Raw genomic sequence first — 15420 nt, 5'->3', positions numbered from 1 at the left:
GTAGATGTAAATCTACTTTTTCTTATGGCGTAAAAAGAAAAAATATGACATAATGAGTGAGGTGATAATATGGAAAATACAAAAAAGGAAAAGAAAGAATATACAAAAGATTCATTAGATGATGGAGTCATTACAACAGGTTTTTTAGAAGTATTGCCTGATGGATTTGGCTTTATTAGAAATGCAAATTATTTATCAGATCCTCATGATGTCTATGTCTCTCAATCACAAATTTATAAATTCAAATTAAAAACAGGCGATTTTATTACAGGTGTTGTTAGAGAACCAAAAGCATCTGAAAAGTTTAGATCTCTTTTACATATTCAAAAAATCAATCATTATGATTTAGAAACAGCAATGAAAAGAAAATCCTTTGAAAGCTTAACACCAATTTTTCCAAATGAAAAAATTAGTGTTGGTAAAAGTGGTAAAATAGCGATGCGTATGATTGATTTACTTGCGCCTATTGGAAAAGGACAAAGAGGAATCATTGTTTCACCACCAAAGGCAGGAAAAACAACACTTTTAAAAGATATTGCTTTAGCTGTTAAAGAAAATAATAAAGATATACATATTTTAATTTTATTAATTGATGAAAGACCAGAAGAAGTAACGGATATTAAAGAAGCTGTTGAAGGAGATAATGTGGAAGTTCTTTATTCAACGTTTGATGAAACACCAGATCGACATAAAAAAGTATCAGAAATGGTCATTGAAAGAGCAAAACGTCTTGTTGAACATGGTCAAGATGTAATGATTTTATTAGATAGTATAACACGTTTAACACGTTCTTATAATTTGATTTGTTCGCCATCAGGAAGAACACTTTCAGGGGGATTAGATCCAAACTGTCTTTATATGCCAAAGAGATTTTTTGGTGCGGCCAGAAATATGAGAGAAGGGGGAAGTCTTACTATTCTTGCAACTGCTCTTGTAGATACAGGAAGTCGTATGGATGATGTTATTTATGAAGAGTTTAAAGGAACAGGAAACATGGAACTTGTATTATCTCGTGCAATGCAAGAAAAACGCATTTTTCCAGCAATCGACATAGCTAAATCCGGAACAAGAAGAGAAGATTTATTATTAAGTGAAAAAGAACTACAAGTGAACCATATGATTCATTATTCATTAAATGGGACACGTGCGAGTCAAAATTTAGATGATGCGCTTTTATTATTTAGAAATACTAAAAATAATGATGAACTTATTGAAACAATGTTAAAAAGAAAGTAGGATAGAATTTCTATCCTTTTTAAATAGGTGATATATGATAGAAATAAGACATGAAAAACTAAATATAGAAAAACCTTATAGATGTATTGTTGTTTCTGATATTCATAGTCATTTAGATCGTTTCAAACAGCTTTTAAAAGAAGCACGATATACTACACAAGACTATTTGATTATTGATGGAGATTTTGTAGAAAAGGGAACACAAGCCATAGAAACAGTACACTATCTTCAATATTTACAACAAAAAAGCCAAAGGGTATATGTTTTACTAGGTAATTGTGAATATGCTTTAGATGCATTGATTAATGATGATGATCTTTGTCAAGAAATGTTACATTACTTACGTAAAATTGGTAAAAGTGGAATGATTGATCAAATTGTTTCTCGAAAACATTTAGATTTGAAGAAAGAAAAACCACAAATTTTACAAAAAATTGTAAGAGAATCTTTACAAGAAGAACTTAATTATATAGCGAGTTTGCCTACTTCAATAGAAACCGATGATTTTTTATGTATTCATGCTGGGATTGAAAACAAAAATGATTGGCAAAATGCACCGCTTTCTTCATTTATCGAAAAAAGAGATTTTCAAAAAGTAGGTCATTGTTTAAAAAAATATGTCATAGTAGGTCATTTGCCAACGTCTAATTTTTATCAAGATCAAATTAAAAATGATGTTTTGATGGATTTTTATAAAAAAATAATTAGTATTGATGGCGGAACAGGGGTTAAATTTATCAGTCAATTGAATGCACTTATTATTGAAAATGATGGTAAGAATTTAACTTTTAAGAATCATTTTGTACAACCTTTACCAATCTATAGAACAAAACAAGACAAATTTGTAGAAAATAAGGAAAATCATAAGGTTTCCTGGCCAAATTTTGAAATAGAAATTTTAGAAAAAAGAGAGGAATTTTCATTTTGTAAAGTTATTCATACAAACCAAATGTTATGGATCAAAAATGAATTTATTTATTTGAAAAATAAACACTTTTATTGTTTAGATGATTATATTGATCATTTTATAACGGTTCATGAAAATGAAGATGTTAAAGTAATAGGATTATATGGAAAATTTGCCTATATTATCAAAAATAAAGAAATAGGCTGGATAGAAAGCGGATATTTAGAAAAAATATAATTCTTTAGAAATCTTTAGAATAATTTAGATTTTTTTTAAGAAATATGGGTTAAAATAAAAAGGAAGGTAAAAATCATGGAACTTAGAATACTTCAGTATTTTTTAATGGTTGCACGTGAGGAAAATATTACGCGTGCAGCTAAGCAACTACATATGACACAACCTACATTATCAAGACAATTAATGCAGTTGGAAGATGAATTAGGAAAGCCTTTATTTATTCGAGGAAAAAGAAAAATAGAACTCACAGATGAGGGTGTTTTACTTAGAAGAAGAGCAGAAGAAATTTTATCACTTGTTAATAAAACAGAACAAGAGATTACTCAAAGTGAAGAAGAAATGGTTGGTCAAATTATGATTGGAACGGGTATTTTTTCATCTTCACAAACGGTTCTTTCGCAAGTGATTGAAGAGTTTCATGATGAATACCCTCTTGTAAAATTTGATATCTATGTAGGAAATGCGGATTTGATTAAAGAAAGAGTTGATCAAGGATTAGTAGATATTGGGATTTTGTTAGAACCAGTAGATATTTCAAAATATAATCATTTACGTATACCGCTTCAAGAAAAATGGGGAATCATTGTTTCAAAAACTAATTCTTTGGCTCATAAGCCCTATGTTAAAAAAGAGGATTTAAAAGAATTACCATTGTTTTTAACAAATAGAGAAATTGTTCAAAGTGAAATTTCTAATTGGTTAAAAGGGGATGTTTCGTTGCACAGCATGTTTTCTTATAATTTTGCTTCAGCAATTCTTCCTTTTATTCAAGATGATCAAGGAGCAGCGATTACAGTAGAAGGAGCCTATCAGGTGTTAAATCAAAAGAATATTTGTTTCATTCCTTTTTATCCAGAACTATCAACAAATACCGTTTTTATATGGAAGAAATATACACGTCTTTCACCAGTTATTGATAGGTTTATTAAAAAAGTACAAGAATATTTAGAAAAGAGTAGGAGTCTATATGAAAAATAGAAAAAAATTAGTGATTACTTTGATTGGAGTAATCGTCTTAGGAATAGGTTTATTTGTTTATCAAACATTTATAAAAAAACAATTGCATTTTAAAGAAAATCTGACAGTAGAAATTAATGGAAAATTTAATCCCAATAGCTATATTAGTGAAGTTGAACATGGAAGTGTTAAAGATGTAGCATGTCAAAGCAAAAATTTAAATATTAAAAAGCTGGGAAAATATGAAGTGACATATATATATAAAAATAGAGAATATACAACAACGATTCAAGTTGTAGATACACAAAAACCTGTATTTAAGGGATTGGATGATTTAACGGTTTCTTTAAATACAACACCTGATTTAAAGGCTGGTGTGGAAGTAAGTGATAATAGTTTAGAAGATATCCAATATAAAATTGATGATAAAAATTTAGATACTTCTAAAGAAGGAATGTATGAAGTTACTTATGTGGCAAAAGATAGTTCTGGAAACAAAAAAACTGTTAAAAGAAAAGTAAGTGTAATTAAAAAAATTGGTAGTGATAAACAATCTAATGAAAAAGTTGTTTATTTAACATTTGATGATGGTCCATCAGAAAATACTAAAAAAATCATGGATATACTTGCAAAATATGATGCTAAAGCAACATTTTTTGTAACAGGAAGAAATCAAGATTATAATTATTTGATTAAAGATGCTTATAATGCAGGACATACGATTGCTCTTCATACGTATAGTCATGAATATTCAACTGTCTATGCTTCAGTTGATGCTTATTTTGATGATTTAAATAAAGTAGGTCAAATGGTAAAAAAAGAAATCGGTTTTGTACCACATTATATTCGTTTCCCAGGTGGAAGTTCAAATACAGTATCAAGAAGATATTGTCAAGGAATTATGACAACTCTTACAAAAGAAGTTGTTGAAAAAGGATATCAATATTATGATTGGAATGGAGATTCAACAGATGCTTCAGGAAATCATGTAGCTGTAGATAAGTTGATTAGAAACGGGACATCATGTCATGATAATAATGTCATGATTTTATGCCACGATACACAAGCTAAGGATACCACTGTTCAAGCCTTACCTGCTATTATTGAACACTATAAAAATTTAGGCTATACTTTTAAAGGGATTGATGATGCGACATATGCCCCACATCAAAGTGTTAATAATTAATAAAAGTAATGTTCATTTTTGGACATTACTTTTCATTTTATTAAGTTCTATTTTTATTTTTTCAATACTTTTTTCTAATAAATCATAATCATTTTGATTTTGTTTAGAAAGGGAATTTTGATCTTGTAAATAAGAGATATAAGCACTGTTTAAAGAGAGCATATCTCCTAGAGTTGTTAAAAAAGCGCCAATAATGGCCTGTTCATCATTTGAAAAACATTCATTAAATGATTGTGAAATGATGACAATCATCTGATTAAGTAAAACAGTCTTCATGTAAGGTAGAGACATATAATCACCAATATATTATATGTATCAAAAGATGAGTTGACTGAACGAAATAAATATTTATCGATAAAAAATATAGTTATTAAAATAAAAAAGTATTGACAAATAAAAAAAGAAGTATAATATATAGGCATACATATAAATGAGCGATGAACAAGATACGATTTTACATCCGCTTCCTATAGAGAGCATTCGTTTGGTGGAAAGAATGTAGGTAATGATATAAGACCATCACTTGTGAGCTATTTTCTTGAAATAAAAGTAGGGAAATCGTAATTTCTGCGTTAAAGAAATAGCATTATAAAAAGATGTGAAGGGGCGATTTAATATCGCAATCTAAGTGGTACCGCGGAACATGGCTTTCGTCTTAGCGTATAGTTAAGCGAAAGCCTTTTTATATGTGGATGATTGATTTATAAGAGAGGGGATTCATTTATGAACGGTTTACTATTACTTGGATTAAGTGCTTTAATTTTAGTAGTGGCTTATTTATTCTATGGTCGTTACTTAGTTAAAACATGGGGAATTGATCCAAAAGCAACAACACCTGCTGTTGCTAAAGAAGATGGGACAGACTTTGTACCAACAAATAAATGGTCAGTTTTTGCTCATCAATTCTCATCAATTGCAGGAGCTGGGCCTGTTACTGGACCAGTTATGGCAATGATGTTTGGTTGGCTACCAGCATTTTTATGGGTTATTGTTGGTGGTGTATTCTTTGGTGCTGTACAAGATTTTGGTGCACTATATGCTTCTGTTAAAACAGAAGGAAAATCTATGGGACAAATTATTGAAAAATATATTGGTCGTAAAGGTAAAAAATTATTTTTCTTATTCTGCTGGATTTTCACATTAATTGTTATTGCTGCTTTTGCTGATATGGTTGCAGGAACATTTAATGGAATTAGCGCTGATGGTGCTAAACTTGCTCCAAATGCAAGTGCTGCTTCAATTTCAATTTTATATGTCTTTGTAGCAATGGCATTTGGTTTATTCTTAAAAAAAGTTAAATTAGAAGGTTTACCAAAAGTTATTCTTGGTATTGCTTTAATTATTGTTATGTTAGCACTTGGAATTATGTTTCCAGTATATGCTACAAAAACAACTTGGATCTATGTAGTATTTGTTTATATTTTCTTCGCATCAGTTACACCTATGTGGTTACTTAAAACACCACGTGATTATTTAACAACATTCTTATTTATTGGAATGATCGTAGCTGCTGTTATTGGTGTATTCGTAAGTAATCCAACAATTACAACACCTGCTTTTGTAGGATTTAAATCTGCTTCAGGAAGTTATATCTTCCCAACATTATTTGTAACTATTGCTTGTGGGGCTGTTTCTGGTTTCCATTCACTTGTCTCATCTGAAACAAGTTCTAAATTAGTAGAAAATGAAAAAGATATGTTACAAGTTGGTTATGGTTCTATGTTACTTGAATCATTACTTGCAATCTTAGTTATCGTTATCGTTGGTGCTTTACCAAACTTAAAAGCATCTGGTGTTTTAGATAGTACACTTGCTAATATGGCTTTAGCTGATACAGCTACACCATTTACTAAATTCTCAGCTGGTGTTACTGGTTTAGTGGCTCAACTTGGTTTACCTCAATCTTGGGGATTATGTATCATGACAATGTTTGTTTCAGCACTTGCTTTAACTTCATTAGATGCAGTTGCTAGAATTTCTAGAATGTCATTCCAAGAATTCTTTGAAGTAGAAGAAGGACAAGAACCAAGTGGTTTAGTTAAAGTTTTAACTAATAAATATGTTTCAACAATTATTTCTTTAGTTTGTGGATATTTATTAAGTTTAGGTGGATATGTTAATATTTGGCCATTATTTGGATCAGCTAACCAATTATTAGCTGCAATGGTTTTAATTTCATTAGCTGTTTTCTTAAAAGTTACTGGAAGAAAAGGATTTATGTTATATATCCCAATGGTATTAATGTTTATCGTTACTATGACTGCTTTAGTTCAAGCTATCTATGGAATTGTTATGAAATTATTTGTAACAGGTGGATTTGTTTTAATGGTTGATGGTTTACAATTAGTTGTTGCTATTTTACTTGTAGCATTAGGATTAATGATTGGTTTCAACTCAGGAAGCAAACTTATTAAAGAAAAATAAAATTAATAGAGGGCTTATTCGAAATTATTCATTTAATTTCGAATAGCCTTTTTCTTTATTATAATAATTTGTATTGACAATCTTTTTTTATATATACAATTACCAATGATAATTACCTTTGGTAATTAATGGGAGAAAGTAATGACAAGCGAAAAAGTAAAAGAAATGTTAGATAGTTGCTATATGGCTAAAAGAATTTTAGATATGTTGCCTAAACTTCCTGAAGGGGTTTTACCGTCTTATGTACGTTATTTAGAAGCTATTATTGAACTTGAAGAAAAAAAACAAAAAGTCAAAGTTTCTGATGTAAGTGAAGTATTGAATCTTCCTCGTCCAGGGGTGACGCGTACAATTCATACGATGGAAGAAAAAGGTTATTTAAAGAAACAAACGGCAAAACATGATGGTAGAGTAACATATGTGACAGTTACAAAAGAAGGAAAAGTAATTTTTGAAAAATATAGTAAAGATTATTTTCAAGAATTAGCTTTATGTTTGAATCATGTTTCAGATGATGAAGCAGATTGTATGATTCAAACAATTGAAAAATTTTATGAAGTTATGTGTGAGGGGAGAGAAAAATAATGGATCAATCTAAATCGGATTTTACACAGGGAAGTATTTTAAAAAAATTAACTTTATTTATGATTCCTGTTTTAGGTGCTCTTATTTTACAAGCAGCGTATGGGGCAGTTGATTTACTTGTTGTTGGAAGATTTGGAACAACAGCAGGACTTTCAGCGCTTTCAACAGGAAGTCAAGTTTTAAATTTAGTAACATTTGTAGTGACACAATTTGCAATGGGGATTACAGTTTTAATTGCTAGATATATTGGTGAAAAGAAAATGAATTCAATTGGTGCTTTAATAGGTGGAGCAACGGTTGTTTTTGCAATCATTTCGGCTGTTTTATTTGTAGTCATGATTTCTTTAGCTACGCCAATTTCAAGTTTAATGCAAGCACCACAAGAAGCTTTAAGTTTAACAGCTACTTATGTAAGAATTTGTGGAGCAGGTATTTTCTTTATAGTTGCATATAATCTTTTATCAGCTATTTTTAGAGGTTTAGGAGATAGTAAATCACCGCTTTTATTTGTGGCAGTAGCTTGCGTTATTAATATTGTTGGAGATTTGGTTTTAGTTGCTGGATTACATTTAGATGCAGCAGGAGCAGCAATGGCAACTGTTTTTGCTCAAGCTATTAGTGTTGTTTTTGCATTAATGTTATTATTCAAAAGAAAATTACCATTTAAAATTACGAAACATGATTTTAAAATCAATCCACATTGTGTTCGAGCTTTAAAAATAGGCTTACCATTAGCCTTACAAGAATGTCTAACACAAATTTCATTTTTAGCGTTATGTGCTTTTATCAACCGTTTAGGATTAGAAGCTTCATCAGGTTATGGTGTAGCTTGTAAAATCGTTAACTTTGCAATGTTAGTCCCAAGTTCTTTAATGCAATCGATGGCATCTTTTGTTGCACAAAATGTGGGTGCAGGTGATGAAAAAAGAGCAAAACATGCAATGTTTACAGGAATGGGCATTGGTTTAAGTATTGGAGTAGTTGTCTTTATTTTAGTTTTATTTAAAGGTGATTTACTTACAAGTATCTTTACGACAGAAAAAGCGGTTATTTTACAAGGCTATGCTTATTTAAAAGGATTTGCTTTAGAAACAATTGTAACAGCGGTATTATTTAGTATGGTAGGTTATTTTAATGGACACGATCAAACTGTTTGGGTCATGGTACAAGGACTTATTCAAACACTTCTTGTACGTTTACCACTTGCTTATTATATGTCAATTCAACCACATGCAAGTTTAACAAATATCGGTTTAGCAGCACCAATTGCAACAATTGTTGGAATTATATTAAATGTATGTTTCTATATTTATTTAAGTAAAAAAATGAAAAAAGAAAATGCTTAGGAAGTGTGAAAAACACTTCTTTTTGAATTTTTTAAAGAATGATTGATATGAAAAATAATAGAGATTTTGTCAAAAAAGTAGATGAAGAATTAAAAAATAATAAAGAAAAAATGAATATTAGAGAGAAAAAGAAATTACAAGTACTTAGGAATTTAATTAATATTGAGTATTCAATTTTTGAAATCAGTATTGCTGATTTTATGTTTGGTATGACAACTGAAGAAGATGCATATTTATCTATGGAATATAAAATGCTTGTCTCTTTATACACATGTTTAAAATTAAATGAAGTATCTCTCTATGGAGAAGCTAAAATGATTTATCGAAATATTTATGAAACATTAATCGTATTAAAAGGCATAAGAGTTAAAAAAAGTCGTAAGCTTTTTGAACAATGGTACAATCTTAATAAGAATATTTCCATACAAGATAAGATTTTAAATCCTATAAAAAAACCAGATAACAGTAATTTAAAGCAATTTTATAAATATTTATGTACATATTGTCATTCTAATCCAGTAATGGGTCAAATGATAAATGAAGATGATCATAAATGTGGTGAACTAAAGGAGAGTATTATTATGTTAGAAATATTAATATTAATGAACTACTTTTTTCTAATTAATTTTGTTACTACAAAATCAAAATATAATTTGAAAACATATGCTCCGGATCACTTTGGAAAATACAAAGATTTAAAAAAACAATTCAATTTAAAGAAAAAAATATGTATAATAGATTAAATAAATTATCTAAAGATACAATTAGAGATTTTAAAGCAGAATGGAAAATATAATAATTGAATAGTTGATTCATATACAGTAGTAGTAATCGATGATGTCTATATATAAAGTAATTTAGATAAAAATAATGCTGAAAAGCTTTAATCAGCATTATTTTTATTTATAAAATTTTCTATTAAAAAATCTCTAAATTGTTTTTTATGGACATCATTATCCGCAATTTGAATACGTCCACCAAAGCCAATGATCCATGAATAAAATGTACTATTTATAATGTGTCTTACTTGGACATAATAAAGATTATCATTTATTTTTTTAGGATGAATATTTTTACCGAATTTATCAATCATATTGGAATAAACATTTGGTGTAAATTCAAGTTCAATAACTTCAATTTTTCCTTCACCATACATATAAGTCATATTGTTCAATTTATTTTCAAATGATTGTAATTGATAGTCATCAAATTTTACATCACTATCTTTAACGATTTCAACATTTTTAACATAGTCTAAACGATATTGAATACATAAGTTTGGATCTTTTGCTCCTTGACATAAAAGATAATATTCATTATTAGAAAAGACAGTATCGATAGGAGCTAATTCAGTTATTTTATGTTTTTCATTAAGTGTTAAAGATGGTTTTTGATATTCAAAGCGAATTTTTTTCTTTTCTTTGATGGCTTTGGTAATGACTTCTAATTCTTGATAGAAAACATGTTCATTTTCATTTTTTACAACATGTAGATTTAATCTTTTTTGAAAATATGCTTGGTTATGAATACTGAATAGATCTTGCATTCTCTTTTTATAGTTTTCTTTTGTTTTTAAAGTAAAGAAATGAGAACTATATACAAGATCAATAATGGCTTTTGCTTCCATTAAATCTAAACTAGGATTTTCATAGTAAAAATAATTATTTCTACCATCTTTATAATTTTTTATAATCGTATCTTCATAGTAATTGTTATAATTTTCTACAAATTTTTTAACAATTCTAAAATCTATTTTAAAATCATAACCCTTATCATAAATTAAATCTTGAATTTGATTAATAGTAATTGGATTTTTTTCATCACTATTTTTAATAATTAAATCAATTACTGAAATATATTTAATATATGAATCATGATCTTTATTTCTGTTCATTTAAATCACCTCGTATCAATATCATACATGAAAGTATATGCTAATACCTGCTTATATAAGACGGTATTAGCTTTTTTAACATTATATAATACATTTAAAGAAAAGGGGGATTTGCATGTTAAAAAGAATTATAAATAAAATTAAATATCGTTTTATTAAAGAAATTATTTTAGTAGATAGTGAAAATATTGGTTATCAAATACCTGAAGAGATACCACAACATGTTTTAATTTATCTTTTTATAAGTCAACCACTACCTGAAGAATTTTTAGATAAGTATAAAAATAATAGATATCTTAAAATAATTGATATTTCATCTTTAAGAAAAGAAAGAGTAACTAAAAATATTATGGATTTTTGTATTGTTACTCAATTAACAGAACTTATTTTTCTTGTTTCAAAGAAAACAAAAGTGATTATTTGTTCAAAAGATAGAGGATATGATGCAAGTATTGATTATTTAAAACAAAAGTATTCTTTTTATCAAATTGAAAGGTATCCAGGAAGTGTAGGATGTTATTATTATGATGGAAATAGTGATTATTATGAAATTATGGAAAAAATTGATGATCAGTTAAAAAATACAATACTTAATCATACTAATATGGACTCATTGAAAGCAGTACTTGATAAAAAACAAAGGAGAGCTTTTCTTGTTAAAGAATATGTTAATCAAATAGGAATGGTTAAAACAAGTATTGAATTTGATGTTTATCAGATGGCTTATGAAGTTTATTATTCTGGTACAAAATTAGGTTTGTTTATTGATAAAGAAGAAGCTTTAAATGAATATAATAAATGTGTTGATAAGCTACACGATACCTATGATAAATACGGAACACACAAAAGGTTTGTACGTTCACAACAATTAAATATTAGACAATACATAGAAGAAGCTTATAAACAAAATCTACCTTTAGAAGATTATTTGATTCATTATTTAGGAAGTAATCAAGGAAGATTAGTATATGGAATTTATATGAGTTAGAGGACATAATAAAATTATATGATGAAAATTTTAGAGTATTGAATCATTGATGAAATATATTTTATAAAATAAAAGAGGATGATAATTATGGAAAAAGAACATGAACTTACAAAAGAATTTGTGAAAAAATATATAAGATATGGAACTTTTTATAGAGAAGCATGTTTACAAGGATATAAAAATGTAGAAAGACTTTCAACTTTGCAAGCTAAAGAAGAAATGGAAAAGTTTGAACGTGAAAATAAAGTTTTTATTGAAGAGGAAAAAAGTAAGCAATTAAATAATAAGTCACAAGGTAATTATAAAGAAGAAAATTCTTCGCATTATTTATTATGGTTTATTAGTGAGTATGTAGTGATTTTCTTGTTTTTCTTTTACACTTTAAATGACGAAATGGATTCTTTTATGTCTGTGATTTCTGTTGCTTTGTTTTTTACAGTCATTTTATATTTTTTTACATTAATTTTATTAGGTAATCCTGATAATTCATCAATGGTTAAAAATTCAAATATTTCAATACCTAAGACAACCAAAAAAAAATCAAAACCAAAAAAAAATAGAATGTTGTCCTAAATGTGGAAGTACAAATATTTTTCTCTATGATGATGCTCCTGGAGGGTATGATGCAATTTATAATTGGTATACATTTAACCCAATGGATCGTATCTATTATAAAAAGAGAAAAAAGAAAGTGATTTCTAAGAAAAAGGTTGCTGCAGCACTTATGACAGGAGGGGCATCTATTCCATTTACAAAAGGAGTAAAAAAGAAGGTATCTAGTGAATGGATGTGTAAAGATTGTAATTATCAGTGGTACAGAAAATAAGAAATAAATATAAACTATTATAATATAAAAAAAGAATAACTATGAGTGTTTTATATTTTAATGCTTTTTATGTTTCTATATTATTGTCAACAGCTATTAAGTGTCTGTTAATATGCAATGCATAAAAAATGAATATTGACATTTCACAATATATATCAAGTTTAAACGTTGACCATCTTGTGATATAGTAATATTATAAATAATATTTATTAATTTAGTAAATAGGTGGTTATTTAATATGATTGTATATCAAGAAAATAAACGAGAATTTTTACATGATGTTAGGTTAGATTTGATTGAAGAAAAAATAGAAAAAAGAGTAAAAGAAGTATTACATAAAAATACAGCCCGTAATGAATATGTATCTTGGATGAACTCAATGCAGTATATGTATAAAGTAATGGAAGATAAACGAATTCCAGACAATAGTAAGATTGCAATTGAATATCGTATACCAAATTCTAATAAAAGAGTTGATTTTATTATTAGTGGAGAAGATGAATTTTCAAGAGAAAGTGCAGTTGTTATTGAATTAAAGCAATGGCAAGAAATTGAAAAAGTTCAAACAAAGGAAGCAATTGTTAAAACTTATTTACAAGGAAGACTAGTAGAAACTACACATCCCTCTTATCAAGCATGGTCATATGTTAGTATGATAGAAGATTATAATGAAGACGTGAGAAAGTATAAAATAAAATTACAGCCATGTGCATATTTGCATAATTATCGTTTAAGAGATAATGATGACTTATTAGATGAAAATTATCAATTTTATATTAATATGGCACCTGTTTTTACAAGAGGAGATACTGATAAATTAGCGGCATTTATTGCTAAATATATAAAAAAGGGAAATCCTGATGTTTTGTATCATATTGAAAATGGCCGTATCATTCCAAGTAAATCTTTACAAGATAATTTGTTATCGATGTTAAAAGGAAACAAAGAATTTGTCTTAATAGATGATCAAAAAGTTATTTATGAAAAGGCAATAACAATAGCTAAAAATTATACAAATAAAAAACAAGTGTATATTATTCATGGTGGACCAGGAACAGGTAAAACGGTTCTTGCAATTAATATGCTTGTAGCAATTTTAAATATTGATCAAAATGTTATGTATGTTACAAAAAATGCTGCGCCTAGAGAAGTTTATAGAAAAAAATTAACAGAAGGAAAATATAGAAAAGCATATATTGACAATTTATTTAAAGGATCGGGTTCGTTTACACAATCTATTAATAATGATTTTGATTGTTTAATTGTTGATGAAGCACATCGTTTAAATGCTAAATCAGGGATGTTTCAAAATCTTGGTGAAAATCAAGTTAAAGAAATAATTCGAGCTGCAAAAACAAGTATATTTTTTGTTGATGACTATCAAATAGTTACAACAAAAGATATAGGAAGTACAAATGAAATAAAAAAATGGTGTCAGTATTTTAATGCAGATGTGTATGAGGATACACTTATTTCACAATTTAGATGTAATGGGAGTGATTCTTATTTATCTTGGATTGATTCTGTACTAGAAATTACTTCTAATGTAGATGATAAATTTGATTTGAATTATGATATTCGTATATGTGATACACCACAAGAGGTATTTAATTTGATTGTCGAAAAAAATAAAATTAATAATAAATCACGTATGGTAGCTGGCTATTGTTGGGATTGGATTAAAGATGGAAAGAATTATTCAAATATTCATGACATAAAAATAGATGATTTTGAAATATCATGGAATTTAGGATCATCATCTACGTGGGCTATTGATCCTGAATCAGTTAATGAAGCAGGTTGTATTCATACATGTCAAGGATTAGAGTTTGAATATGTAGGTGTACTTATAGGGGACGATTTAAGATACGAAGATGGTATTGTAACGGATTTTACAAAAAGAGCAAAAACTGATCAATCAATAAAAGGATTAAAAGGTATGTATAAAAAGAATCAGACGTATGCTTTAGAATTAGCGGATAAAATTATTAAAAACACATATCGTACGCTTATGACAAGAGGTCAAAAAGGTTGTTATATTTATTGTACAGATAAAAAATTAAATGAATATTTAAAAAAGAAAATATAACAGATATAGTATTTTTGCAGAACATAATAATATAAACTTATATTGACTATTTTATTGATTTGATCAATGATCAATATGGTGATTATATGAAGAAATACATAATAAAAATTAGAGAGACTTTATCTAAAGAATTTGTTATTGAAGCTAAAAATAAGGAAGATGCTTTAGATGAAATTAAATATCTTTATAAAAATGAAGATATAGTTTTGTATCCAGAACAATGTGATATTGAAACGAGTTTTGATATTGAAAAAGAAGGATCCTTTAGTAATTAACTAAAGGATGTTTTTTCTTTACCATTTTAACATTTTTCTATAATTTGATCCATGTTATTTATTTTAGAATAACAAAAATGAAAGGGTGGTAAAGAATGTTACAAAGAAAAAAATATAGTGAAGTATTAGATGAGTGGTTTCTATATCAAAAAAGATATGTTCGAGAATCAACGTATTCAACATATTTTCATCATATAGAAAGTCATATAAAACCTTTTTTTAAAGGAAAGAGAATAGGTAGAATTACTCATGGAGATATTCAAGAATTTTTAGATTATAAAATTGATAATGGTAGATTAGATGGCAAAGGCGGTTTATCTTACAAAACAGTTAAAGATATGCTTAATATTATTAAATTAAGTATGATGTATGCAATTGAGAAAAATTATATAAAAAATATAAATTTGAATTTTAAAATAAACCTAACCCAAGATAAATGTTGGTAAGTATTTCTTGGAAAACTAATCAAA

16 protein-coding genes and 1 other annotated feature are annotated in these 15420 nt (G+C 27.6%); of the genes, 14 read left to right on the top strand and 2 right to left on the bottom strand.

Translation table 11 applies throughout. The annotated features are described in order from the left end of the window. Positions 1-69: 69 nt before the first annotated feature. The 4 genes from rho (at position 70) to ACLVEP_RS10305 (ending at position 4523) form a co-directional block, all read left to right on the top strand. Complete coding sequence (gene rho, locus ACLVEP_RS10320; RefSeq protein ID WP_117782028.1) at positions 70-1236, top strand: transcription termination factor Rho; 1167 nt, start codon at positions 70-72, stop codon at positions 1234-1236. 34 nt (positions 1237-1270) lie between these two features. Next, positions 1271-2380: a metallophosphoesterase gene (locus ACLVEP_RS10315; protein ID WP_412584663.1), complete on the top strand. Its 1110-nt coding sequence runs from the start codon at positions 1271-1273 to the stop codon at positions 2378-2380. A 75-nt stretch (positions 2381-2455) separates the two neighbouring features. Beyond that, a complete protein-coding gene (locus tag ACLVEP_RS10310; protein ID WP_117850119.1) occupies positions 2456-3358 on the top strand; it encodes a LysR family transcriptional regulator in 903 nt (300 codons plus the stop codon). Then, the gene (locus tag ACLVEP_RS10305) at positions 3348-4523 is read left to right on the top strand and encodes a polysaccharide deacetylase family protein (protein ID WP_412584661.1); all 1176 of its coding nucleotides are present in this window, start codon (positions 3348-3350) and stop codon (positions 4521-4523) included. The genes ACLVEP_RS10310 and ACLVEP_RS10305 overlap by 11 nt, the downstream gene beginning before the upstream one ends. Before the next feature lie 12 nt (positions 4524-4535). On the opposite strand, the gene ACLVEP_RS10300 is transcribed toward ACLVEP_RS10305, so the two are convergent. Continuing rightward, complete coding sequence (locus ACLVEP_RS10300; RefSeq protein WP_412584659.1) at positions 4536-4814, bottom strand: hypothetical protein; 279 nt, start codon at positions 4812-4814, stop codon at positions 4536-4538. 137 nt (positions 4815-4951) lie between these two features. After that, positions 4952-5184: a binding site (T-box leader), on the top strand. Positions 5185-5246: 62 nt separating this feature from the next. Between ACLVEP_RS10300 and ACLVEP_RS10295 the strand changes: the two genes are divergently transcribed. The 4 genes from ACLVEP_RS10295 (at position 5247) to ACLVEP_RS10280 (ending at position 9621) form a co-directional block, all read left to right on the top strand. Next, complete coding sequence (locus ACLVEP_RS10295; RefSeq protein ID WP_412584657.1) at positions 5247-6947, top strand: carbon starvation protein A; 1701 nt, start codon at positions 5247-5249, stop codon at positions 6945-6947. A 141-nt stretch (positions 6948-7088) separates the two neighbouring features. Then, complete coding sequence (locus ACLVEP_RS10290) at positions 7089-7532, top strand: MarR family winged helix-turn-helix transcriptional regulator (RefSeq protein WP_318000510.1); 444 nt, start codon at positions 7089-7091, stop codon at positions 7530-7532. Next, positions 7532-8878 carry an MATE family efflux transporter gene (locus ACLVEP_RS10285; protein WP_412584654.1) on the top strand — a complete coding sequence of 449 codons (1347 nt, stop codon included), beginning with the start codon at positions 7532-7534 and terminating at the stop codon, positions 8876-8878. The genes ACLVEP_RS10290 and ACLVEP_RS10285 overlap by 1 nt, the downstream gene beginning before the upstream one ends. Positions 8879-8925: 47 nt before the next feature. Continuing rightward, positions 8926-9621, top strand: coding sequence for a hypothetical protein (locus ACLVEP_RS10280; RefSeq protein ID WP_412584652.1), 696 nt, complete (start codon positions 8926-8928; stop codon positions 9619-9621). 140 nt (positions 9622-9761) lie between these two features. Here the strand turns inward: ACLVEP_RS10280 and ACLVEP_RS10275 are convergent, their stop codons facing one another. Next, positions 9762-10772, bottom strand: coding sequence for a WYL domain-containing protein (locus tag ACLVEP_RS10275; RefSeq protein ID WP_412584650.1), 1011 nt, complete (start codon positions 10770-10772; stop codon positions 9762-9764). 115 nt (positions 10773-10887) lie between these two features. Here ACLVEP_RS10275 and ACLVEP_RS10270 point away from each other — a divergent pair, with 115 nt between their 5' ends. The 6 genes from ACLVEP_RS10270 (at position 10888) to ACLVEP_RS10245 (ending at position 15396) form a co-directional block, all read left to right on the top strand. Further along, positions 10888-11760, top strand: a complete 873-nt coding sequence (locus ACLVEP_RS10270; protein WP_412584648.1) for a hypothetical protein — start codon at positions 10888-10890, stop codon at positions 11758-11760. A gap of 87 nt (positions 11761-11847) precedes the next feature. Beyond that, entirely contained in the window at positions 11848-12333 is a 486-nt protein-coding gene (locus ACLVEP_RS10265) for a hypothetical protein (protein ID WP_412584647.1), read from the top strand. Positions 12334-12415: 82 nt separating this feature from the next. Further along, positions 12416-12586 (top strand): hypothetical protein, encoded by a 171-nt coding sequence (locus tag ACLVEP_RS10260; protein WP_412584645.1) that lies wholly within the window; start codon positions 12416-12418, stop codon positions 12584-12586. A 238-nt stretch (positions 12587-12824) separates the two neighbouring features. Continuing rightward, the gene (locus ACLVEP_RS10255) at positions 12825-14675 is read left to right on the top strand and encodes a DNA/RNA helicase domain-containing protein (RefSeq protein ID WP_412584643.1); all 1851 of its coding nucleotides are present in this window, start codon (positions 12825-12827) and stop codon (positions 14673-14675) included. Between the two features lie 86 nt (positions 14676-14761). Then, positions 14762-14950: a DpnD/PcfM family protein gene (locus ACLVEP_RS10250; RefSeq protein ID WP_412584641.1), complete on the top strand. Its 189-nt coding sequence runs from the start codon at positions 14762-14764 to the stop codon at positions 14948-14950. A gap of 95 nt (positions 14951-15045) precedes the next feature. Continuing rightward, complete coding sequence (locus ACLVEP_RS10245) at positions 15046-15396, top strand: N-terminal phage integrase SAM-like domain-containing protein (RefSeq protein WP_412584639.1); 351 nt, start codon at positions 15046-15048, stop codon at positions 15394-15396. The last annotated feature ends 24 nt before the right edge of the window (positions 15397-15420 follow it).

Source organism: Faecalibacillus sp., from assembly GCF_047023275.1.
GTDB lineage: Bacteria > Bacillota_I > Bacilli_A > Erysipelotrichales > Coprobacillaceae > Faecalibacillus.
This window is presented reverse-complemented; position numbering and strand designations above follow the sequence as displayed.